Raw genomic sequence first — 21,920 nt, 5'->3', positions numbered from 1 at the left:
TTAAAAGTAGGTTTGGGTAGTGAAATTATAAAAGTCAACTGTAGAATAATGGATATAAAAATAAGTGAAATTATTGCCAACTTTTACTTGACTCAAACAAAAATCATAAGGGTATTGAAATCATGTAAGCGTTATGATAAAATATAAGTGTAAAAAGTTAGAAATTAAGGACTTGTTACTGACGAAAATGATCGATCAGGCAAAATCCAGACTTTGTTGAGATACAAAGGATGGGTTTTGCTTTTTTTTCGTTATCAAAGAAAAAAAGGAGGAAAAACAATGGACAAATTTCCAAAAGGTTTTTTATGGGGAGGCGCAACAGCGGATTTCCAATATGAAGGTGGCTACAATGAAGGTGGTAGAGGTATTTTATCTCAGGATTTCGTAACAACAGGTGATATGTATCATAAACGACAGATCACTTATACATTAGAAGATGGTACACGAGGCAGTGTCGATTATCGTTCTTCTTTACCAGATGGCGCAGAAGCCTGTTTATTTGATGATGTATATTATCCAAGTTTTCAAGCAACTGATTTTTATCACCATTATAAAGAAGATATTGCTTTGATGGGGGAAATGGGATTTACAACATATAGGTTTTCAGTATGTTGGTCAAGAATATATCCTACTGGTGAAGAAACTTCTCCAAATGAAGAAGGTCTTAAATTTTATGAAGATGTTATTGATGAACTTTTGAAATATAACATTCAACCGCTAATTACGATTGCACATGATGAACTTCCTAATCATCTTTGCAAAGAATATGATGGATGGAGTAGTCGCTATATTATTGATTGTTACGTTAAATTTGCAACAACGTTATTTGAACGATTTAAAGGAAAGGTAAAGTACTGGTTAACGTTTAATGAAATTAATGCATTAGAAGGTTATGCACAAATGGGAATCCATAAAGTAGATTCACAAACTCATTATCAAGCAATTCATCATATGTTTGTGGCAAGTGCAAAGGTTATTGCAATCGGACATGCTATGATGCCAGATGCGCAATTTGGAACTATGTTTGCTATGAGCGAATTATATCCAGCTACTTGTAAACCTGAAGATGTATTTTATACATTTCAACGAAGAAGAGAAACATTTTTCTTTATGGATGTAATGGCAAGAGGTGAATATCCTTCTTATTCTGCTGAAATATTTGACAGAAAACATATTCATATTAAAATGGAAGACGGAGATGAAGTATTGATTAAAAATAACACATTAGACTTTATATCGTTTAGTTATTATCGTTCTTCAACCATTACTTCAGGAGAGGAATATGAAGAAATGAGATTTGGGGGTAATAATCCTTATTGTGAAACAACTCCATGGGGATGGTCAATTGATGCTTTAGGATTAAGATATTGCTTAAACGATTTATACGATCGATATCAATTACCACTATTTGTGATTGAGAATGGTATTGGTTACCATGAAGAAGTAGGAAAAGATGGATGTATTCATGACGATTATCGTATAGATTATCTTTCAAAACATATTAAGCAGATTCGTGATGCAATCAATATAGATAAAGTTGATTGTATTGGTTATACCATGTGGGGTTGTACAGACTTAATATCTCTTAGCACAGGAGAAATGAAAAAACGTTATGGTTTTATCTTTGTAGATATGGATGATCATGGAAATGGGACGTTAAAAAGAATAAAAAAGGATTCCTTTGAGTGGTATAAAAAAGTAATTGAAACAGATGGAGGTGACCTGAGCATTTAGGAAAAATTATTGAATGCTCGCTGGAATATGATGTTTGGATATAAGATGAGAATCTATAAAATATTAAATAATAATGCAGTCGTTTCAAAAGATAAAAACGGCAAAGAAATCATTGTTGTAGGTAATGGTATTGGCTTCAGGCATCATGTGAAGGATGAGATTGATACTAGCAAAATATTAAAAACCTATGTGCTTTCAGGTAATTCACAAAAAAATAAACTCATAACTTTATTAGAAGAAATTCCATTTGACTGTATAGAGTTAACTGAGCATATAATTACTTATGCAGAAGAAGTTTTACAAACAACATTAAATACGAATCTTGTAATTGTTTTGGCTGATCATATACATTGTGCTGTAGAACGCTTCAATCAAGGACTATTCATTCCTAATATGTTAAATGAAGAAATAAAACGTTATTATAAAAAAGAATGGAATATTGGTTTAGATGCAGTAAAAATGATTAATAAACATTTTAGTGTTCAAGTCGAAATGACAGAGGCTGCATCTATTGCATTTCATATTATTAATGCACAATGGACAGAAATGTTTGACAGCACAATTCGTGTCGTAGAAGGATTAGATGATATATTAAAGATTATTGAAGATTATTTTAATGTAACATTTGAAGAAGATACAATCGATTATTCAAGATTAATTATTCACTTAAAGTTCTTTATGAAAAAAGTGTATGCAATTCATAATGATCATAATGATGATGAATTAATGAATGATGATAAAGTATTTAAAGTATTAAAACAAGGATATCCGGAAGTAAATCCATGTTTAGATAAAATAGCTGAATACTTAAAAGAAAAACATCATTATGAGATGCAGGATAATGATCGTATGTATTTAATGATTCATATAATTCGTATTACCAATAAATAGGAGGTTATTATGGCAATTAATTATGAAGAATTAGCCAATATTATTATTGAAAAAGTTGGCGGAAAAGAAAATATAAAATATGTTACACACTGTACTACTCGACTTCGTTTCAGTCTACTTGATAAAGATAAGGCGGATACAGAGGGATTAAAAGCTACAAAAAATATCTTAGGGGTTACATATGGAATGAATCAATATCAGATTATTATGGGAAAAAATCTGATGCCTGTTTTTGATAAAATTATTGAACAAAATGATATTAATATTGGTGATTTAATTCAGGAAGATACAGAAGAAAATCAAACTGAAAACAAGCATTTTACAATGAAAAAACTTGTTAATAATGTATTAGACTATGTGGCAGGTTCTGTAACACCATTTATCCCAGCTTTAGTCGGCGCAGGTATGATTCGTGTTGTCCTAGCTTTATTAAGCATGATGAACGCTGATATAACAGCAAATCAAACATATATGATGTTTGACTTCTTAGCATCTGCACCATTCTATTTTATGCCGATTTTTGTAGCTTATGGAGCTTCTCGTAAAGTTAATTGCTCGCCTGCTCTTGCAATGAGTGTGGTAGCAATGTTGATTTATCCTAATTTCGTAGCATTATTAGATGAAGGAACTACAGTAACAATGATGGGATTACCAGTACTAATGGTAAAATACTCTAATTCGTTATTACCAGCATTGTTATCTACTTATCTTGTTGCAAAATTGGAACATTTCTTTACTAAAGTGATTCCAGGAGCATTAAAATCAGCATTTGTCGGGATGTTTACTCTAGCAATCGCTCTTCCGTTCACTTTGATTATTCTTGGTCCATTAGGTACATATATTGGAGAATATGTAGTAAACGGTTTAGTATGGATACAAGAAACAATCGGATTTGTTGCTGTAGGAGTACTCACAGGAGCAATGCCTGCATTGATAATGACTGGTATGCATACACTATTTGGACCATTTATGGTACAAAGTATTTCCTCAGTAGGATTTGATGGCTTTTTCAGACCATCATTATTGTTACATAATATGGCAGAAGGCGGAGCTTGTATTGGAGTAGCATTAAAATCTAAAAATGCACATTTTCGTTCAGAGGCGATTAGTTGTGCAGTTGGATGTACAATTGCTGGTGTTACAGAACCGGCTATATATGGCATTACATTACGTTTGAAAAAACCTTTATATGCAGTTATTGCAGGAGGCTTTGCTGGTGGTTGTGTAGCTGGTATTCTTGGTGCTAAGGTTTTTGAAATGGGAGCATCTAGTATTTTAGCATTGCCTATATTTAAGGAAACCATTCTTGCGATAATAGCTGGTTGCATTGTTGCTATTGTGGTTAGTGCACTTATTACTTATATTTTAGGCTTTGAAGAAATTACAGAATAGGAGAATTGATTATGTTTAAATTTGTAAAGAAAAATAAAGATATACATGCGATAAAAGACAATCAAATCATGAGTGTCTCTGATGGTTTAGCTATGGACTTAAAGCAAGTTCCAGATGAAGTTTTTTCACAAAAGATGATGGGAGATGGTTTTGCAGTAAAACTATCTTCTCATATCATCTGTGCTCCAGTTAATGGAACAATAACCATGATTTTTCCAACAAAGCATGCGTTTGGTATAAGGACAAAACAGGGAGTTGAAATATTAGTTCATATAGGATTAGATACCGTAACATTAAATGGTAAAGGATTTCGTGCACTTGTGAAAGAGCAAAGTATTGTAAAAGCAGGTACACCAATTATTGAAATAGATAAACAACAAATAGAAGAGGCTGGTTTTAATACAATAACAATGGTTATTATAACAAATAGTGAAGAACATCCGATTCGCATTTTAAAAAACGGAAAAGTAACAATAGGGAAAGATATTATTGCTACATTAGAAAGTTAAATTTATATTGGATAACGAAAAATGTTAAATATTATTATAAATTTGTCAATATTTATCTTTGTTATTCTTATAGGATATCTATTAAAATACTTCGGACTATTCAAAAAACAAGATGCAGATATGATTAGTAAATTAATTTTATATCTTACATTACCTTGTGCATTATTAAGTAATGCCAATAATATGGTCATAACAGTAGATACATTTAAAATGGTTTTAATTGCTATTAGTGCTAATCTAATATTAGTTTTAATAGGATACTTTTATGCAAAAGGTGATGATACTAAACGTCAAGCAGCTTTTATGATTAATAGTTCTGGATATAATATTGGTAATTTTGCTTTACCTTTTGTAGAAATTTTTTTCCCTGGATTGGGAGTTGCTTATCTTTGTATGTTCGATATTGGTAACGCTATAATGGGATTGGGAATCACTTATGTTATGGCACATTGTGTTGCATATGCAAAAACTAATATCAATTGTAAAGAAATATTAAAAAAGATAGGATCATCTATACCTTTTGATACATATATGCTAATGTTAGTTCTTGCCTTATTACACATTCGACTTCCGAATTTCATTATTAATACAGCAAAAATGATTGGAAGTGGTAATGGATTTTTAGCAATGTTTATGATTGGTTTGTTAATTGAATTTCATATACCCAAAAGTGAAGTAAAAGATGTTATCAATATTATGATGATTAGGATGATAGGAAATGTTGTAATATCACTAATAATTTATTTCTTAATACCTTTACCGGAACTTGCAAAAAAAATATTGATTCTTGCATTATTCACGCCAATTGCCTCAGTAGCTCCAGTATTTTCAAGAAAGTGTGGATATGTGAAAGAAATGCCAGCAATATCTAATTCTGTTAGTATTTTTGTTTCAATTATAGCAATCATAGTAGTTTTACTAATTTTAAATTAAAAATATGCTGAATAGAACATTTTTTCTGTTCAGCTTTTTATTATTTCAAAAAGATTATAACTGTTAATTTGCAACAATCATGTTGCAAAAAAATGAAATTTTCTTATTAAAATGGTGATGAGAGAATGTGTTTGTAAGGAGAAATAAAGACATGAATTTATCTAAAGTAACAATGATTTTAAGAGGGGATTCATATGAACAAGTACGTTGTGTAGCCCAAGTATTAGAACAAGCAAATTATGTGAAAATATGGAGATAACACTAAATACAGAAAATGCATATGATATTATTAAAAAAATCTCAAAAGAATTTAATGAGAGTTTAAATATTGGTGCAGGAACTGTACAAACCTATGAGGAATTGTTGAAAGCTGTAAATACCGGAGCAACGTTTGTTTTATCTCCTAGAATGATGTCAAAACAAATGTTAGATTATTGTAAAGAACATAGTATTATTTCTGTTCATGGCGCATTCACGTTCCTGGCGTATTCACACCTTCTGAGATTGCAGAGCAATTAAATTTAGGGGCTGACGTAGTGAAAATATTTCCAGATAATGAAGTTAGTATGGACTATTCAAGAAAAGTTTGTGAACTAATGGGTGATCTTCCGTTAATGGCTGTAGGTGGAATTAGTGCTAAAAATGTAAAAGAAGCGTTTTTATCTGGATATCGTTATGTAGGAACAGCAGGAGGATTATTTAAGAAAAATGACATTATTCACATGAATAAAGAAAATCTTATAAAATCACTTAAGAATTTTGAACAAGAATTAAATTAAAGAAAAGGAGGAGTAAAATTGAAGGCTACACAAAGGCAAAAAAAGTTAATAGAATTTTTAACTTATCATGTTGATTATGTAACAGTGAAAAATTTATCAGATGAACTTTCAGTATCAAAAAGAAAGATACATAATGATTTGTTGCAGATTGAAGAAGAAGGCTCCTCTTTTGAAAAAACCAAGTTTGGGATTAAAATTATAAAATATTAACGATTTTTCACATAAAGATGATATTGATGTTTTTGATCCAGAATACAGACATTTAGATATTTTAAAAGAATTACTGTTTTATGAAAAGAAAATCATCTATTTATCAGCTTCAGAAAATTATTTGGTTGGTGTAAGTTCTATTATTTCAGATATAAACTTTATTAAGGATAAAATATTAAATGATACAACTACAAAATTAATTGGTGATGAAAATGGAACAAGATTAACAGGTAATGAAGAACAATGGCAAAAAACATTGATGGCTCTTAATGAATATTTGATTTCTTCTCAAGCAATACAATTTGATGATGTACAAATGAGAAATGTTTTAAAGCAATATTATGATGAAGATATTATTGAGCGCTGTTATGAAACAATATATTCTTTAAAAGAATATAAATTTGTATTATGTTGCACAACATTATTTGTTGAATTTATATAATGTAATGATTGTTGTGCGTTATCGTTTATGCAAAGGATATTATCATAAAATCTATCGTGATATATTTTATAGTAATCAAATTATGTCATAAATGAATTATTTAGTAGGAAATGTATTGTTGCACATATCAAATTGTTAGAAAATAGATTTACAAATTGAAATTTAAAAAGGTGAGTGCGTGTGAAAAAATGGATGAAATATGTGTTGGGGGAAATTACTTTCTTTGCTATATTAAGTGCTGCAACTTTGTATTTGAGATAATTTGACATTAAGATTATCTCGGTTAGCACAATAATCTACTTGGTCATAAGTATGCTATTTGATTTTATTATGGATAAAAATCACAAAAATTAACTTCTATGTTTAGTTGAGTAAATCCCAGTTTATCTATATTGATAATTCATGATATTTTTAATATGTAGAAAGTACGAACTAAGAGATCTTTGAAAATTGAATAATACGGTATTGGAAGTATATGTTATAATTGATTCGTTATAAGATATATTACAGCGTAAAATGAGAGGTAAGAAAATGAAAGATAGATATAAATTAATAATAATCCACCTAATATTGTTTATTTCTGCATTGGGTATAGGTGTAATAACTGAAAAACCATATAGATATGTTAATGAATTTTCATGGGTAATATTATTAGTTAATACAATGCTGTTTTTAATTTTAATTAAGAAATTTAAAGTTAAAAAAAATAGTATTATCAAGTATTTATTAATTATTTTAGGAATATTTATAATACTTATTATTGATAAGGATTATTTTTATTCATCATATGTTCAAAGTACACCAGATATAATGTTTCCATATAGTATTTTGATATTAAGCAATGTTTTAATACTACCTTTTGTTTCTATTTTTGATTATATATACACATTAAATTTATTTAATATATCATTTATAATTATACCTTTATATATAATAATACTTATGATTGCTAGTAAAAAAGTGTTGAAGTTAAATGAAAAAAGATAATAACTTTTAAATATATTATAGGAATACCGTATTATTCAAAAAAGAATATGCGGTATTTTTTATGTCGCAATACTAAGAAATTGTACAATGAAAAGTTGAGAAAGGTTGACCTCAGCTTTTTTTATTACATGTTTACAGTAAAAGCAGACAGCACTATCAACAATAGTATTCATATAAATCTTAAAGTCATGGCTTTCACCTTTAATCTGATTAAGCTTTATTAGAGTTGATTTTCTAAAAGAATAGAATCTACTGACTTCAAAAAATTCTCCATTTTAGATGGTGGCACTAGATCTGTAAAACAGATCTAGTTCATTGGTTCTTCGTAAAATAAATCATATTTAGACATTACAAAGTCCTCGTTCTTATTACTATCTCAAACTTCAAAATTGTTTTTCTATAAATTTTATATGCAAAAAGATAAGTTCTTAAGTTTTTAAGAACTTAAGAAGAAAAGAACTTAAGAAGTTATAGTAAAAATGCGGGTTTGAAGGGATTTCTATGAGATGAATTCTGAAGAAGAATATATTTTACTGTCTAGGAAAATATAAAATAAAGGATAGTAATTTTATAATTTCTTTACCTTAAGTAAGAAGGGAATAGATATTTATTTTTCTGTGACTTGGAGCTTGCGACGGAACACGAAAAATAAATATCCGCTACACTTTTTTTGAAAATAAATTTTAAGTGGTTCTTTCAATTAAGTATGCAAAACTAAGATTGAACAAAACTTAATTGAATAAATAAAAAAACTATCGTTAGAGTGGGTGGAACCACTAATACGATAGTTATATTTTTCTCTTATTGATTATACTTCCATTCATGTTCAATATGTGAGCAAAAGTCAAATAAGTTATATCTATTAGGAACATCTTCAATATTAATAATATCTTCAGGATATATTCCATCCCAAGGAGAAACGGTTACTATACTATTGCTATATATTTTTATTACATACTTTGAATCATCAAAGGTAATCTTTAATTGATATGGTTCTTTTTCTTCTGGAATAATTCCATCAGTTTTATAGTTATCTTTAGATAGGGAACGAATAAAATTTTCTATAATATCGTTATCCTCTTCCTTATTAATAGGAACATTTTTATAGAAGTTAGTGTTGAATAATTCTAAAGAATACTCTTCATCATTAAGAAGTTTTGAATATATTTCTTTAGTGTAAAAATCAGGAGAAGATTTTTCACTAAAGTTTATGTATTTAGGATCACTAAATGAACATCCTTGTAACAAAAGTGATAGCATGAGAAAAATGTATATTGTAAATTTCTTCATAAGAAAACCTCCATAACATAAGTAGTTACTATATAAACTTATTCAGAATAATAGTTATTTAGAACAATACATTCATAATGAATTAATATTAGAAGAAACCCAAGAAAATCCTTGGGTTTAGTTTTTTTAAGGCATAGGAAAGTATAAAATCAAGCAAAATAAGTATTTATTCTACTTTTTATAAGCAAGATTTTCCTTTATTCTTTGCCTTTGAAATTAAGAAGCCTACAGCAAGCAACAATAAGTCTCTTATTTCGCTTAGACCAGATAAAGATGGATCAAGATGTATCCAATTTGTTATAAATAATGCAGCTAGACAAATGATTGCAACTAGGCCGCCAGTGATGGTTTGAATTTCTTCATGACCAAATTTACTAGGTATACAATGTTTTCCAAACACATATCCAAATATTGATGAAAGAATAGATTTTATAGCCATATTATTTTCTGGAAAACTATTACTTCCCAAAAGAGTTGAAATAACCACATTCATAAGACATGCAAATCCAATAAATAATATTATTTTTGTTGAAGAGCATTGTTTCTTCCATAAGGCAATTAATTTTTTTATATCCTTCATATAAAATCACCTCTATAACATAGTATGTAGTTATGTAACATGTGCCACAAATTTATAGTATTTAGTGATATTTATTAATATTAGGGAGTAATATAAACTGAAGTCTTAGCTTCAGATAAAGTTTCTATCTGGTGGAAGTGCTGTAGTGGATAGCCATTAGATAAACTGGCATTAATATATAAGGAGGAGAAGATGTTAGTAATAGCTACAATAGGTCCTAGCACAAATGAAAAACTAATATTAAGAGATATTATTGATAGTGGAACTAACATGATAAGATTAAATTTTTCTCATGGTAGATTAGATGAGTTTGAGGAAAACATAAATATTGTAAAAAGCATAAAAAGTGATATCAAAATAATGCAAGATTTGTCGGGAAGTAAAATAAGAGTATCTGATAAGTTGCCTTATATAATTAAGCTATATCATGGAGAGGAAGTATTCTTTTGCGGAGAAGATTCTTATAAAAAAAGAGGATATAACTCTGCTTTTGGTAGCAAAAAAATAATACCGTTAAATATATCAAAGCATATTTTAAATTCTAATAAAGTTAGAAGCATTTCAATGAAAGATAATACTATGAATTTTGAGGTTTTAGATAAAACAGATGAATGGATAAAAACTAAAGTTATAAAAGGAGGAGTGGTTAGAGCAGGAAAAGGATGCAATATAAAGGAATTGGATAGAAGTGGAATACCTTTATCATTAAAGGAATTTGTCAGTCCTTTGTTGAAAGTTCAAGTGATGTTAAGAAGGTAAAGAATTATATTAAAGAAGTAAATAAAGATTTTAATGTTAAAATATGGGCCAAGGTTGAGACTCTTATGGGAATAAAAAATATTGATTATATACTTAATGAAGTAGATGGAGTTGTAATAGGTAGGGGAGATCTTATTCCAGAAGGAAGCATAGAAGATACACCAATATATGAAAATAAAGTAATTGAATCATGTGTGAAAAATAATAAAGAGGTTATAGTGGCCACTCATTTATTAAATAGTATGAAAAATGGTAGAAAACCAGAATTACCAGAGGTAGAAAGTATATATAATTTTGTTAATTGCGGGGTAAGTGGTTTTTTGTTAGCGGGGGAAACTTCAATTGGAAAAGTTCCTATAAAGACAGTGGATTTTTTGACTGAGATAATAAAAAAATATTCAAAGGAGTAAGTATGAGTAAGAAGAGTGATAAAGCATATTTGATACCAATATTATGGTTTTCTTTAGGGGTTATAATTTTTTATACTTTATATAGAGTTATAAAATTATTTATTTAGTTTAACATTATATTCAAAATTATATGTATTAAATAAAAGAAATAATATGCATAATGAGAAATTTAATACAATTTATATGTGGTATACAAAGGAAAGGGAGGACGATATTACTGAATATTGAGAATCTAAAAAAACAAAGTCATTAAAAGCTAAGTTACTAAAGAGAATATTACCATTCGTTATAATTGGCAGTATAGTTATTTTCTTGCAAGGATTACGTATATCTAAAGAAAGTACAATTAATACAAATACGAAATTAGTTACACAAATTTAAAAGCTTGCAGGAAGTCAGTGAAAAGTACCATAAAATCGAACCTAGAATCTCTTGAAAGTATGGCCAATAACTCAGTATTGGTAAATGAAGAAATATCTTTAATTGAAAAATCAAAGGTGTTAAAACTTGATTCTGAAACTAAAGGTGATATTGAAAGAGCATATACAGATTACAGTGGACAAGCAATTTTTTCTGATGGTACAAGAAGAGATATGAGAGATGAGTTTCATGAGATAACAAGAAGTAAAGAAGAGATAATAACAAGAGTAGAAAATATAGCTTACGTATTAGAAGAAATGTCAGCTACAGCTGAAGAAGTAGCTGCCTCTTCTGAAGAACTCAATTCAGCTAGTAATGAAGTATCAGGTGCAGCTCAAAATCTTACTGAACTTACTTCAACATTAAAGTTAGGAATATCAAAATATAAGTGTTAAAAACTGCCTTTTGGTAGTTTTTTTCATGTAAATGAATAAATTATATGTAGGTGGATAGACTTAAAAATAAAAACTTGGAGGGGTCATGAAAGATAATATTAAAAGGATTTATATATGTTTTTTTTCTTTTTTTCTAATATATTTAGTTTATAAGATGAGTACTTTATTATTAAAGCTTGGATTAGATAGTGCAGCTACTGAAATATTTTACATAATAGTTTCTCTATATTTAGGATATAGCTTAATACGCTATATGCAATATAGAAAATCATATTCCTTTGATGAACTAGAACTTTATAATAGAGTTAATAAAATATTTAGTAAAATAGAAGGTAAGATAACTCCACTTCAAGGTGTTACTTTAAAAAAGGATGAAGTAAAAGGGGAATTAGACAGCATAATTGTAACCTCAAAGGGAGTGTTTAATGTTGTATCTTGCAGTTATATAGGAGATATAAAAATTAAAGAAGATGGTAACTGGTATAAAAGAGATAGAAAAGGATATTATATGATCAGTTCTCCTATAAATAAGATAAAGAAGAATAGAGAAATCCTATCTAAAATATATGATGAAGAAGAAATAGTTGATGTAGTGTTACTTTTAAGTGATTATATTGAAATTGAGGGAGAAGAAAATTTCTCTGTACCAATAGTTAAAAATGATGAAATAAATGATTATATAGATGATTATGAGATAGAAGATGAATATGATGAAAGTGTACTATATGATAAGTTATATGTAACGATTGATAGTGAAAAAGATTTAGATGGAATAAAGGCTAGTTATAAAAAATATATAGATGCAAAACTGCAATTTAGAAGTAGATTAGCTGCTGTGTCTATATTTGCAATTTTATACATATTAAACATTATATATAAGTAGTTAAGTGGGGAAAATTTATACTTAAAAAACATAATTACTGAAATCAGTTACAAATTGTAGTAACATGTCACAAAACTATAAACCAATATATTATTTTTAGTTAAATGTGCTATCCTAAGTGTAGATAAAAAAATATGGTAGGAGGAACGGTTTTATGAAAAAAGATGGAATCAAAATTGTTACTATTGGTGGAGGATCAAGTTATACTCCAGAATTAGTTGAAGGGTTTATAAAGAGATATAATGAATTACCAGTAAGAGAATTATGGTTAGTAGATGTTGAAGAAGGAAAACATAAGTTAGAAATTGTTGGAGAGCTTGCTAAGAGAATGGTTGAAAAAGCAGGTGTTCCAATGGAAATTCACTTAACTTTAGATAGAAGAGAAGCTCTTAAGGATGCAGATTTTGTTACTACTCAATTAAGAGTTGGATTATTAGATGCAAGAATTAAGGATGAAAGAATTCCATTAAGTCATGGACTTATAGGTCAAGAAACAAATGGTGCTGGAGGAATGTTTAAAGCACTTAGAACAATTCCAGTAATATTAGACATAGATAAGGATATGGCTGAATTATGTCCAAACGCTTTCTTAATTAACTTTACAAATCCAGCTGGTATGGTTACAGAAGCTTTAATAAGATATGGTAAAAACAAAAAGGTTATAGGTCTTTGTAATGTACCAATAAATATGGAAAAAGCAGCAGCTAATATGTTAGGTGTTGACCATAGTAGAATAAGAATGGACTTCGTAGGATTAAACCATATGGTTTATGGTAAAAAGATATTCTTAGATGGTTCAGATGTTACAAATCAAGTAGTAGATGCCATTGCAGATGGTAAAATGGGAGCAATAGTTAAAAATATTAAAGACTTTGAATGGGATGCAGATTTCATAAAATCATTAGGAATGATGCCATGTCCATATCATAAATATTACTATGAAACTCAAGAAATGCTTGAAAGTGAATTAAAGGAATTTGCTAAGGGAGAAACAAGAGCAGAAGTAGTTAAGAGATTAGAAGATGATTTATTTAAATTATATGATGATCCAAATCTAGATATTAAACCACCACAATTAGAAAAGAGAGGTGGAGCATTATATTCAGATGCTGCATGTAGATTAATTAATTCTATCTACAACGATAAGGGAGATATACAACCTGTAGATTGCAGAAATAATGGTGCAATTGAAGGACTGGATGATGATTCGGCTGTAGAAGTTTCTTGTGTTATAACTAAAGAAGGACCAAGACCACTTGCAATGGGTAAATTACCTCTACAAATTACAGGTTTGGTTCAAGAAATAAAGACATTTGAAAAGTTAGTAATAGAAGCAGCTGTAACAGGAGATTATCACACTGCATTAATGGCAATGTCAATGAATCCATTAGTACCTTCAGATAAGATGGCTAAAATTTTATTAGATGAATTACTAGTGGCTCATAAAGATTATTTACCACAGTTTAAGGATGAAATAGCTAAGATTGAATCAGCAAAATAATAGATTTATAAAAGAAGACTTGAAATTCAAGTCTTCTTTTATAGTTTTCTTAATTTTGGTAATAAAGGGGTGAATATCTGCCCCATCTTTTTTAATTTACTAACCTACGTAATACTTGTTATAATAATAGATAAGTATTTGAATATGAGGTTTAGTATATATGTTTAATTATGAGAATATTGAGAGTTTAAATGATTTAGAGTTATCCTTGTATAATTACATAATTAAAATTAAAGAAAGAGTAGTGAAAATGACAATTAGAGAAGTGGCTAGTGAAGCTCATGTTTCAACTACAACTGTTTTAAGGTTATGTAAAAAGCTTGGATTTGATGGATTTTCAGAGTTTAAAATTAAATTAAAGCTTAATATTGAGGAAGAAAGATTAAGTAAAGTTAGTGATGAAACTAGTGAGTTAATTAATTTTCTTCAATGTGTTGAAAATAGTAAATTAGATAAAAAAGTAGAAGAACTAAGTGAAATGATGAAAAAGGCTGAGAATATTATTTTTATTGGAAATGGTACATCAGGAGTATTAAGTCAGTATGCAGCTAGGTTTCTATCTTCCCTTGGTAAGTTTGCAGTTTATATGGATGATCCATATTTTCCAATGAACTCAAAATATTATGAAAATAGTATGGTTATAGCCTTATCTGTATCAGGTGAAACTAGAATAATAATTGAGTTTATAAATAAACTTAAAAGTGAAGGATGTAAGATAGCTAGCATAACTAATACTGAGGATTGTACAATAGCTAAGATATCGGATATTAATTTAGCTTATTATATTAATGAGTCTAAAGTTGGCAATAATAATATAACTTCTCAATTACCCGTATTATATATAGTTGAAAGATTAGGAAAAAAAGTTATGAATAAAAAAATAATATTATGATTGCTTTTAATGAAGCAATATGATATAATAACTTATGTTGAAAGAACTTAATATAAAGAAATTCATTATGATAAGTACAATTTCTCCTTTAGAAATTATATGAGTCAATATTGGATCTTTAAAATTTTTAAAAGGAGGAATTTCAATATGCAAGATAAAGTAATCGTATGTAAAGATTGTGGTCAAGAATTCACTTTCACAGTAGGTGAACAAGAATTCTACAAAGAAAAGGGATTCGATAACGAACCAGTTAGATGCCCAGCTTGTAGAAGAGCTAGAAAGCAACAAAACAACAGAAGATAGTTTTGTTAAGTAAAGAGCTAATTTTATTAGCTCTTTTTTTGCTATCTAGGAAAATATAAAATTTTAATTAGATATAAATTAAAGTTATTATTATAATTTCATATTAAAAAATATAAAATCAATGATAATAATTTTATAATTTCCTTACCTCTAGTAGGAGTGGGGGGGGATTTGTTTTTATGTGACTTGGAGCTTGGGACTGAACGACAAAATAAATATCCTCCCCACCTTTTTGTTGTATAAAATTAGTTAATAATGAATATATTTTGATTGACAAACTGTTTTGGGAATGATAATCTAAAACAAATAGTATCTGAAACTACATGTTTTAGACTTGGAAAAATGGAGGGTATTATGATTAGAATAGTTGCAGATTCATCAACTTTATATTCAGTGTCAGATGGGAAAACAAAAGGTATTAATATAGCACCATTGTCGGTAACAATTGATAATAAGACATATAAAGAATTTGAAGAAATACAATCAAAGGAATTTGTTGAAATAATAAAAGAAGGACATTTACCAATGTCTTCACAACCATCTATAGGGGATGTATTAGAAATATACAACAATTATCCAGATGATGAAATTATAAATATAACTATGGCAGATGGATTATCTGGAACCTATAATTCAGCCTGTATGGCTGCACAAATGTTAGAGAACCCTGAAAGAGTTTCGGTAATAAACTCAAAGACTTTATGTGGTCCACATAGATACATTATAGATGTTGTGGTAAAATTAGTTGAGATGAATAAAACAAGAACAGAAATAGTAGACATAGTAAATGAGATGATAGAAAACTCAAAATCATTTTTAATGCCAAATGATTTTGATTACTTAGTAAGGGGAGGAAGGCTTTCTCCTTTAGTTGGTAAGGTAGGAAAGGTAATGAAGTTAGTACCGGTAATGACACTAACTGAAGACTGTAAAAAACTTACTAAGTTTGCTACTAAGAGAACTTTTTCAAAGGGAATAGAAGCAATATGTAACTCATTTATAGAATCAGGTGTAGATGAGGGATATAAGATTTATATAACACACGGATGTGCTGAAGAGTTAGCTAATAATGCAAAAAAGATAATATTAGATAATATTCCTAATTCAGATGTGGAATTGTTTGAATTATCTCCGGTGTTTATAACTCAAGGTGGGCCAGGATGTTTAGCAATTCAAATGATTAAAAAGTATTAAGCTTAAATAAAGAAAGGGTGGATTTATGAAAAGTGATAAGAAAAAAGAAATTGTGGAGGAACTTTTAGACTATCATTGTCCAAGATATTCTGAATTACCTAATATTCCTTTATATAAGGATCAAGTAATTGTATATATTGAGGATATATTATCCGCTTTAAATATTAATAAGGATGAAATGCTACTTACGCCCACTATGTTAAATAATTATGTTAAACATAAGGTGTTACCTCCTCCAATAAATAAAAAATATGATAGAGATCACTTAGCGTATTTAATTGTTTTATGTGTATTTAAACAGGTTTTTAGTATGTCTGAAATATCAGAACTAATAAAAATTCAAATAGGAACTTATGATGTTGAAGAAGCTTATAATTATTTTTGCATTGAGTTAGAGAAGACTGTTAAGTTTGTGTTTGCCTCAAATGGTGGTTCAGAGCAAAGTTCTGCTCAAAAGGTTACGAGAGAATCTGAACTTGTTAGATCTGCAGTGCTATCTGTTGTTAACAAAGTTTATATTCAATACTATTTAAAAGAAAGAACTCTTAAATAGGAATTCTATTAATGAAGAAAACAGTAGGTGAATAAATGGAGTATAGAGAACTTAATGAAACTCATTTGAAAGACATGGCTAATCTTTTTGTAAAAGCCTTTAATACTTATCCTTGGAATGAAGAGTGGACAGAAGAAATTGCTTATAAGAGATTAGCACAGATGATAAATTGTGATGGATTTTATGGAATGGTTGCAATAAAAGACTCACAAATAGTTGGAATGATTTTTGGACGACAAGAACAATATTATAATGGCATAATATTTGAAATAAAAGAATTTTGTGTTGATATAACCTTAGGAATTAAAGGGCTTGGAACACAAGTATATAATGTTTTCGAGAATAGATTGAAAGAGATGAGAATAAAAGAAATAGTCTTAAATACATGTAGAAGTGATAAGACTATAGGTTTTTATGAAAAGCAAGGATTTAAAGTCTCAGATAGTATAGTTGTTATGAATAAAAAAGTTTAAAAGAAAGAAACTCTGTAACATTTTCACAGAGTTTCTTTCTTTAGATATTAGTTGTTATCTTCAAAAAGTGGTTGGATATATTTCTTATTGCGTACTATTAATACATAAACACAAATCATTCCTATTGAAGAAAATATTACAGCAACTAATCTATAGGATAAAACTTCTCCTAGAGCTCCAGCTAATAGTTGAGTGATCATAACAACAAATTGTATAGAAACGGTTAGCAAGCTACTAATCCTAGCCCTCATATTTGGAGGGATATAGCTTTGTACTGCAACCTCTCTTAGGGTAGCACTATTAACTCCAAGAAAACCACAAATAAATCTAGATATTAACATTCCAAGGTAGGGGAGAAATAGAAGTGTAGCATCTAAAATGTTGTAAATTTTATAAACCAGTTCCGCTATTTTATATCTTTTGTTTGTAGGTATTTTTATAATATAGTGTATAACACCACCAAGCATACGACCTAATGTTTCAGAGCTTATTAACAAGGAGTACATTGAAGTGGTTAGAAAAGATGAACTTTGAAAATAAGCCATTATCATAAGATTTACCCCATTACCCATTCCATTTGTTATAGCCATATAACCATATAGACCTTGTACACCCTTTTCCTCCTTTAAATATTTCAAAGCCTCAGATATTTGATTAAAGTAAGATTTGAAGTTAAAGGAGTTATTTAATAATAAGCTGGTTTCATCAATGCTTATTAACATTTCAAATCCAGAAGTAATTAATAATAATATTCCCTCTGCAAATAAAAGAAGATGTATTCCATAATTTTGATATATTATTGCTGATATGGGAGATATGAATACAGTAACTGTTGGGTAAATAATTGAAGATATAGAGTAACCTTTTTGCATAAAACCCTTAGGTATAAGTTCTGGATATAATGCAGAATAAGCCGTAGAATATATAGAACCTATAGCGCCTGTAATTATTCCAAAAATCATGTAAGTTATATAATTAAAACCTTTAACTACTACATAAGAAGCAAAGAGAATATAAATTATTCCCATAATACCATCTAGTGAAAAAATTATAGTTTTTCTTTTATGGCTATCTATATATGGTGATAACAATATAGGTAATATTACTGTTGGTAACATGGAGGTTGCTGCAAACAAGCCAGTCATCCAAGGGGATGATGTATTATCAAAAACAACTAAACTTAATGCAACATTCATAGCTACTCCACCTATAGCACTAATTACAGTTCCTATTGTGATTATAGTAAAGTTTTTACTCCAAAGAGTTTCTTTATTTTTCATTGTGTTATTTCCTCCTATATTTTCTTGGTAACACAATTATATGATTAAGCTTAACGAGAAACAATTCAGTATATTTGGGAAAATCATACTCCATTATACATGCTTAGATTGATTAAAATGAATACCTTAGGAAAATAAATGATTCATATCTTTTAAAATAGTAAAAGCCTCTTTATATTTTCTTCTATGAATATATAATTCTATCATAAATATAGAATGGAATTGCTTAAATCCATAATGTATCTCATTTTTAATGGTGCTATATATTTCTTTTAATAAAGTAAAGTATTCTTCTGAGTCAAGGTAGTTATCTTTATATCTTAGTTCCACTAAATGTATCATCTTATAATATAATTTTGGCATATCTGTATTATATATTTTTTGGGCTTCTTCTAGATATTTATAACCCTCATCCTTTTTATTAAGCTCACAATAAGCTATAGCGAGTTTGTGGCAGACCAAAAAAATTTTAAAATCATCTTTATATATAGAATAAGCAGATAATAAGTGAGGAATAGCTTCAGTATATTTTTGCTTTTCTATGCAAGAAGCTCCGATGTTGTAATTTACATCTGCTTGAATGCTATAATCTTTACGACATAATTCAAGTAGCTTTTTGTATGACTTTAGCATAAGATCGTGATTAAATAAATTTGCATAGCTAGAGCCTTCAATAAAGGTAATTTTTTTCATTACCATGAAATTACCTTCGTCAGAAGCACGTGAATAGCCTATAGCACAATATGCTAAAGCTTCTTGGTATTTTCCTTCTGAAAACATTAATCCTGCCATTGATAAAGAAACAAAACTATTAGGTAATAAATTATCAGCTTTTTGTAAAGCATAGAATTTTTTATTGAAGTCTTCCTCTAGATAAGAATATATGTATTGGTAAAGAAATAGGGTGGATTCATTCATATAATCCTTAAATAGTGTTAAAGATTTAAGAAGAGATTTAGCTTTTATACTATCTTTTTTATTATATAATTGATATACACGAAATAATTGATATTCTAAGCCTAATTCGCTGTATAATAAATGTTCATCTGCTGTAGATAATTCTTTTTCTTCTTCAGTAGTAGGTTCATCATGAAATGTTTTATCAAAGAAGTTAAAAAGCAGAGATTTATATTTTGAGAGAAGTATCTCGTCTCTTAAATAATTTATATTTAATGCTTTAAATAGTTGATCTATTATTTCAGGGCTTGGCTCTGCAGATCCGTTTTCTATTTTGCTTAAATATGATACAGCGCAAATTCCTTTACATAATCCTTCTTGGGAATAATTCAGTTTTAATCTATTATATTTAATTAAATATCCAATATAATTTTTCATGGTATATTCTCCTTCTTGTATCATAAGTAAATTGTATCATAGATATGCTATAATAAGCATTTTATAAGTATATCCTAGTGTGTATATAATTTTTAGTCTTAATAATCATAAATTGAAATATAAAAAGAGAAACCAATAATTGATTTCTCTAAAAATAATAATCCTATTAAACTTAACTGTTTTATACGTATTGTATTATTAACAGCTTTTTTCAAGTGTTGTCTCCACTTCTGTTATTTCTTCATGAGGAAGCCAATTAGCCTTTTTATAATATATAAGCAAGATTACAGCACTTGCAAACCAAGTGATTGGATATCCAAAGAAAACAATTTTTATATCTTCAAAAATTGGTGTGAATGTTAGAACCCAAGCCATTCTTAAGAAGCACCAACAAAGTACCATTATTATCATAGGCACAGTAGTTTTACCTGCTCCTCTAAGTACACCTGAGAATAGATGAGAAAGTCCCAAGAATATATATCCAGGAGCTAAACATTTCATCATTAATGTACCATAATAAATAACATTACTATCATTTGTGAAGATCTTTAATATGTTTGGAGTAAATATCATTATAATAGTAGAAATAGCAATAACAGTAATTAAGCTAAAGATTGTCCCGATTTTAGTACCCTCTTTAACACGATCATATTTTTTTGCTCCTATATTTTGTCCGGTAAATGTTGTTATAGCCATAGCAATGCTCATAACAGGTAGAATTGCAAAACCATCTATTTTAGCATATGAACCACATCCAGCCATAGCTAATGTTCCAAAGCTATTGATATTTCCTTGTACAACAACATTTGAAAGAGAAACTATAGTGTTTTGTACACCTGTAGGTAGTCCGATTCTAACAATCTTAATAATTTGTAACTTATGAAATTTTATATCTCTAAGTATTAATTTAAAGCTATTAGAAGTTCTTACTAATACAAATACAGTTAAGCCAGCGCTAACAAATTGGGCTATTAGAGTAGCAAATGCAACTCCTGCAACACCCATATCAAATATAGCTACAAATAATAAATCTAGAATAATATTTATTACTGAAGACACCATTAAGAAATATAATGGTCTTTTTGAATCGCCGACAGCACGTAAAATACCACTACACATATTATAAACAACAATTCCAAGAATACCACCAAAATAAATTTGAAGATATATTGTGGATAATCCCATAACATCTTCTGGTGTTCCCATAAGTCTTAAAATAATAGGAGAGAGTACAATACCTACAAAAGTCATAAATATTCCAGAAGTAAGTGCAAGTGCTACTGTAGTGTGCACTGCATCATGTAATTTTTTATCATTTTTTGCACCATAGTATTGAGAAATAACAACTCCAGCACCTACTGAAATTCCCATGAAGAAGCTAACTAATAAATTAACAAGTGGTGTGGAAGAGTTTACTGCAGCTAGTGCCTCGCTCCCAACGAATTTACCTACAATAACTGCATCTACAGTATTATAAAGTTGTTGAAATAAGTTTCCTAAAAGTAATGGAAAGGCAAATCCTATAAGTTGTTTTCCAATTGAACCCTCAGTCATAAGACCATTATTTGATAATTTTTTTTCTCTCATAACATAACTCCTATTGTGTCAATATTTCTTTAGATTTTTTAAAAAATTCATAAAAATTCTAAAATCGTCCTTTAAATATATTAACACTAATGTAAAAATATTGCTATATAGATATTGCTATAAAATTGTTTTGTTGTTAATAATAAGTAAAAAAATAATAGTATACATAAAAATGATTTTAGATACAG

Annotated in this window: 25 protein-coding genes; 20 read left to right on the top strand and 5 right to left on the bottom strand. The window is 28.6% G+C overall.

Features of this window, described 5'->3' with window-relative positions; genetic code table 11:
* The first annotated feature begins 279 nt into the window (after positions 1-279).
* The 10 genes from KIB46_RS11195 to KIB46_RS11150 all read left to right on the top strand — a co-directional run bounded on the left by KIB46_RS11195 (position 280) and on the right by KIB46_RS11150 (position 7,877).
* Positions 280-1,734: a family 1 glycosylhydrolase gene (locus KIB46_RS11195; RefSeq protein ID WP_291671971.1), complete on the top strand. Its 1,455-nt coding sequence runs from the start codon at positions 280-282 to the stop codon at positions 1,732-1,734.
* A 9-nt stretch (positions 1,735-1,743) separates the two neighbouring features.
* The gene (locus tag KIB46_RS11190) at positions 1,744-2,625 is read left to right on the top strand and encodes a PRD domain-containing protein (protein WP_291671969.1); all 882 of its coding nucleotides are present in this window, start codon (positions 1,744-1,746) and stop codon (positions 2,623-2,625) included.
* 9 nt (positions 2,626-2,634) lie between these two features.
* Positions 2,635-4,017, top strand: coding sequence for a PTS transporter subunit EIIC (locus tag KIB46_RS11185; RefSeq protein WP_291671966.1), 1,383 nt, complete (start codon positions 2,635-2,637; stop codon positions 4,015-4,017).
* A gap of 11 nt (positions 4,018-4,028) precedes the next feature.
* Positions 4,029-4,526 (top strand): PTS glucose transporter subunit IIA, encoded by a 498-nt coding sequence (locus KIB46_RS11180; protein ID WP_291671965.1) that lies wholly within the window; start codon positions 4,029-4,031, stop codon positions 4,524-4,526.
* A 21-nt stretch (positions 4,527-4,547) separates the two neighbouring features.
* The gene (locus KIB46_RS11175) at positions 4,548-5,459 is read left to right on the top strand and encodes an AEC family transporter (RefSeq protein WP_291671963.1); all 912 of its coding nucleotides are present in this window, start codon (positions 4,548-4,550) and stop codon (positions 5,457-5,459) included.
* 249 nt (positions 5,460-5,708) lie between these two features.
* Positions 5,709-5,978 carry a hypothetical protein gene (locus KIB46_RS11170; RefSeq protein WP_291671961.1) on the top strand — a complete coding sequence of 90 codons (270 nt, stop codon included), beginning with the start codon at positions 5,709-5,711 and terminating at the stop codon, positions 5,976-5,978.
* A 17-nt stretch (positions 5,979-5,995) separates the two neighbouring features.
* Positions 5,996-6,238: a hypothetical protein gene (locus tag KIB46_RS11165; RefSeq protein WP_291671959.1), complete on the top strand. Its 243-nt coding sequence runs from the start codon at positions 5,996-5,998 to the stop codon at positions 6,236-6,238.
* 18 nt (positions 6,239-6,256) lie between these two features.
* Complete coding sequence (locus KIB46_RS11160; protein ID WP_291671957.1) at positions 6,257-6,448, top strand: HTH domain-containing protein; 192 nt, start codon at positions 6,257-6,259, stop codon at positions 6,446-6,448.
* A gap of 121 nt (positions 6,449-6,569) precedes the next feature.
* The gene (locus KIB46_RS11155; RefSeq protein ID WP_291671955.1) at positions 6,570-6,890 is read left to right on the top strand and encodes a hypothetical protein; all 321 of its coding nucleotides are present in this window, start codon (positions 6,570-6,572) and stop codon (positions 6,888-6,890) included.
* A 531-nt stretch (positions 6,891-7,421) separates the two neighbouring features.
* Positions 7,422-7,877 (top strand): hypothetical protein, encoded by a 456-nt coding sequence (locus tag KIB46_RS11150; protein WP_291671953.1) that lies wholly within the window; start codon positions 7,422-7,424, stop codon positions 7,875-7,877.
* Positions 7,878-8,678: 801 nt separating this feature from the next.
* On the opposite strand, the gene KIB46_RS11145 is transcribed toward KIB46_RS11150, so the two are convergent.
* Both KIB46_RS11145 and KIB46_RS11140 read right to left on the bottom strand, forming a co-directional pair.
* Positions 8,679-9,167: a DUF4883 family protein gene (locus KIB46_RS11145; protein ID WP_156560751.1), complete on the bottom strand. Its 489-nt coding sequence runs from the start codon at positions 9,165-9,167 to the stop codon at positions 8,679-8,681.
* A gap of 178 nt (positions 9,168-9,345) precedes the next feature.
* Complete coding sequence (locus KIB46_RS11140) at positions 9,346-9,747, bottom strand: hypothetical protein (protein WP_156560752.1); 402 nt, start codon at positions 9,745-9,747, stop codon at positions 9,346-9,348.
* 192 nt (positions 9,748-9,939) lie between these two features.
* On the opposite strand from KIB46_RS11140, the gene KIB46_RS16410 reads away from it, so the two are divergent.
* From KIB46_RS16410 to KIB46_RS11095, 10 genes are all read left to right on the top strand, one after another.
* Positions 9,940-10,506: a pyruvate kinase gene (locus KIB46_RS16410; protein WP_363290416.1), complete on the top strand. Its 567-nt coding sequence runs from the start codon at positions 9,940-9,942 to the stop codon at positions 10,504-10,506.
* Complete coding sequence (locus KIB46_RS16405) at positions 10,449-10,916, top strand: pyruvate kinase (RefSeq protein WP_363290417.1); 468 nt, start codon at positions 10,449-10,451, stop codon at positions 10,914-10,916. Before KIB46_RS16410 ends, KIB46_RS16405 begins: the two co-directional genes overlap by 58 nt.
* A 398-nt stretch (positions 10,917-11,314) precedes the next feature.
* Positions 11,315-11,731 carry a hypothetical protein gene (locus KIB46_RS11130; RefSeq protein ID WP_291671950.1) on the top strand — a complete coding sequence of 139 codons (417 nt, stop codon included), beginning with the start codon at positions 11,315-11,317 and terminating at the stop codon, positions 11,729-11,731.
* 85 nt (positions 11,732-11,816) lie between these two features.
* On the top strand, positions 11,817-12,614 hold the full coding sequence (locus KIB46_RS11125) for a nuclease-related domain-containing protein (protein ID WP_156560757.1): 798 nt from the start codon (positions 11,817-11,819) through the stop codon (positions 12,612-12,614).
* A gap of 154 nt (positions 12,615-12,768) precedes the next feature.
* Complete coding sequence (locus KIB46_RS11120; protein ID WP_156560759.1) at positions 12,769-14,115, top strand: 6-phospho-beta-glucosidase; 1,347 nt, start codon at positions 12,769-12,771, stop codon at positions 14,113-14,115.
* A gap of 160 nt (positions 14,116-14,275) precedes the next feature.
* Positions 14,276-15,007 (top strand): MurR/RpiR family transcriptional regulator, encoded by a 732-nt coding sequence (locus KIB46_RS11115; RefSeq protein WP_156560761.1) that lies wholly within the window; start codon positions 14,276-14,278, stop codon positions 15,005-15,007.
* A 147-nt stretch (positions 15,008-15,154) separates the two neighbouring features.
* A complete protein-coding gene (locus KIB46_RS11110; RefSeq protein WP_027096711.1) occupies positions 15,155-15,310 on the top strand; it encodes a zinc-ribbon domain-containing protein in 156 nt (51 codons plus the stop codon).
* 354 nt (positions 15,311-15,664) lie between these two features.
* Positions 15,665-16,504: a DegV family protein gene (locus tag KIB46_RS11105; protein ID WP_291671944.1), complete on the top strand. Its 840-nt coding sequence runs from the start codon at positions 15,665-15,667 to the stop codon at positions 16,502-16,504.
* A 25-nt stretch (positions 16,505-16,529) separates the two neighbouring features.
* Entirely contained in the window at positions 16,530-17,057 is a 528-nt protein-coding gene (locus KIB46_RS11100; RefSeq protein WP_156560764.1) for a DUF1836 domain-containing protein, read from the top strand.
* A 35-nt stretch (positions 17,058-17,092) separates the two neighbouring features.
* Positions 17,093-17,530 carry a GNAT family N-acetyltransferase gene (locus KIB46_RS11095; RefSeq protein ID WP_156560766.1) on the top strand — a complete coding sequence of 146 codons (438 nt, stop codon included), beginning with the start codon at positions 17,093-17,095 and terminating at the stop codon, positions 17,528-17,530.
* Between the two features lie 47 nt (positions 17,531-17,577).
* Here the strand turns inward: KIB46_RS11095 and KIB46_RS11090 are convergent, their stop codons facing one another.
* The 3 genes from KIB46_RS11090 to KIB46_RS11080 form a co-directional block, all read right to left on the bottom strand.
* The gene (locus KIB46_RS11090) at positions 17,578-18,810 is read right to left on the bottom strand and encodes an MFS transporter (protein ID WP_291671941.1); all 1,233 of its coding nucleotides are present in this window, start codon (positions 18,808-18,810) and stop codon (positions 17,578-17,580) included.
* Between the two features lie 126 nt (positions 18,811-18,936).
* Positions 18,937-20,145, bottom strand: a complete 1,209-nt coding sequence (locus tag KIB46_RS11085) for a helix-turn-helix transcriptional regulator (RefSeq protein ID WP_291671939.1) — start codon at positions 20,143-20,145, stop codon at positions 18,937-18,939.
* Between the two features lie 198 nt (positions 20,146-20,343).
* Entirely contained in the window at positions 20,344-21,732 is a 1,389-nt protein-coding gene (locus tag KIB46_RS11080) for an MATE family efflux transporter (protein ID WP_291671937.1), read from the bottom strand.
* Between the last annotated feature and the right edge of the window lie 188 nt (positions 21,733-21,920).

Source organism: Clostridium sp., from assembly GCF_018372875.1.
In the GTDB taxonomy this organism is placed as follows: Bacteria; Bacillota; Clostridia; order Clostridiales; family Clostridiaceae; genus Clostridium.
This window is presented reverse-complemented; position numbering and strand designations above follow the sequence as displayed.

What these genes read in the sequence shown, in the direction of transcription:
- KIB46_RS11150 (WP_291671953.1), top strand. Translation starts at nt 7,422, where the DNA reads ATGAAAGATAGATATAAATTAATAATAATCCACCTAATATTGTTTATT.
- KIB46_RS11105 (WP_291671944.1), top strand. Translation starts at nt 15,665, where the DNA reads ATGATTAGAATAGTTGCAGATTCATCAACTTTATATTCAGTGTCAGAT.
- KIB46_RS11125 (WP_156560757.1), top strand. Translation starts at nt 11,817, where the DNA reads ATGAAAGATAATATTAAAAGGATTTATATATGTTTTTTTTCTTTTTTT.
- KIB46_RS11185 (WP_291671966.1), top strand. Translation starts at nt 2,635, where the DNA reads ATGGCAATTAATTATGAAGAATTAGCCAATATTATTATTGAAAAAGTT.
- KIB46_RS16410 (WP_363290416.1), top strand. Translation starts at nt 9,940, where the DNA reads ATGTTAGTAATAGCTACAATAGGTCCTAGCACAAATGAAAAACTAATA.
- KIB46_RS11110 (WP_027096711.1), top strand. Translation starts at nt 15,155, where the DNA reads ATGCAAGATAAAGTAATCGTATGTAAAGATTGTGGTCAAGAATTCACT.
- KIB46_RS11195 (WP_291671971.1), top strand. Translation starts at nt 280, where the DNA reads ATGGACAAATTTCCAAAAGGTTTTTTATGGGGAGGCGCAACAGCGGAT.
- KIB46_RS11095 (WP_156560766.1), top strand. Translation starts at nt 17,093, where the DNA reads ATGGAGTATAGAGAACTTAATGAAACTCATTTGAAAGACATGGCTAAT.
- KIB46_RS11175 (WP_291671963.1), top strand. Translation starts at nt 4,548, where the DNA reads ATGTTAAATATTATTATAAATTTGTCAATATTTATCTTTGTTATTCTT.
- KIB46_RS11090 (WP_291671941.1), bottom strand. Translation starts at nt 18,810, where the DNA reads ATGAAAAATAAAGAAACTCTTTGGAGTAAAAACTTTACTATAATCACA.
- KIB46_RS11140 (WP_156560752.1), bottom strand. Translation starts at nt 9,747, where the DNA reads ATGAAGGATATAAAAAAATTAATTGCCTTATGGAAGAAACAATGCTCT.
- KIB46_RS11085 (WP_291671939.1), bottom strand. Translation starts at nt 20,145, where the DNA reads ATGAAAAATTATATTGGATATTTAATTAAATATAATAGATTAAAACTG.
- KIB46_RS11100 (WP_156560764.1), top strand. Translation starts at nt 16,530, where the DNA reads ATGAAAAGTGATAAGAAAAAAGAAATTGTGGAGGAACTTTTAGACTAT.
- KIB46_RS11170 (WP_291671961.1), top strand. Translation starts at nt 5,709, where the DNA reads ATGGAGATAACACTAAATACAGAAAATGCATATGATATTATTAAAAAA.
- KIB46_RS11120 (WP_156560759.1), top strand. Translation starts at nt 12,769, where the DNA reads ATGAAAAAAGATGGAATCAAAATTGTTACTATTGGTGGAGGATCAAGT.
- KIB46_RS11115 (WP_156560761.1), top strand. Translation starts at nt 14,276, where the DNA reads ATGTTTAATTATGAGAATATTGAGAGTTTAAATGATTTAGAGTTATCC.
- KIB46_RS11180 (WP_291671965.1), top strand. Translation starts at nt 4,029, where the DNA reads ATGTTTAAATTTGTAAAGAAAAATAAAGATATACATGCGATAAAAGAC.
- KIB46_RS11145 (WP_156560751.1), bottom strand. Translation starts at nt 9,167, where the DNA reads ATGAAGAAATTTACAATATACATTTTTCTCATGCTATCACTTTTGTTA.
- KIB46_RS11080 (WP_291671937.1), bottom strand. Translation starts at nt 21,732, where the DNA reads ATGAGAGAAAAAAAATTATCAAATAATGGTCTTATGACTGAGGGTTCA.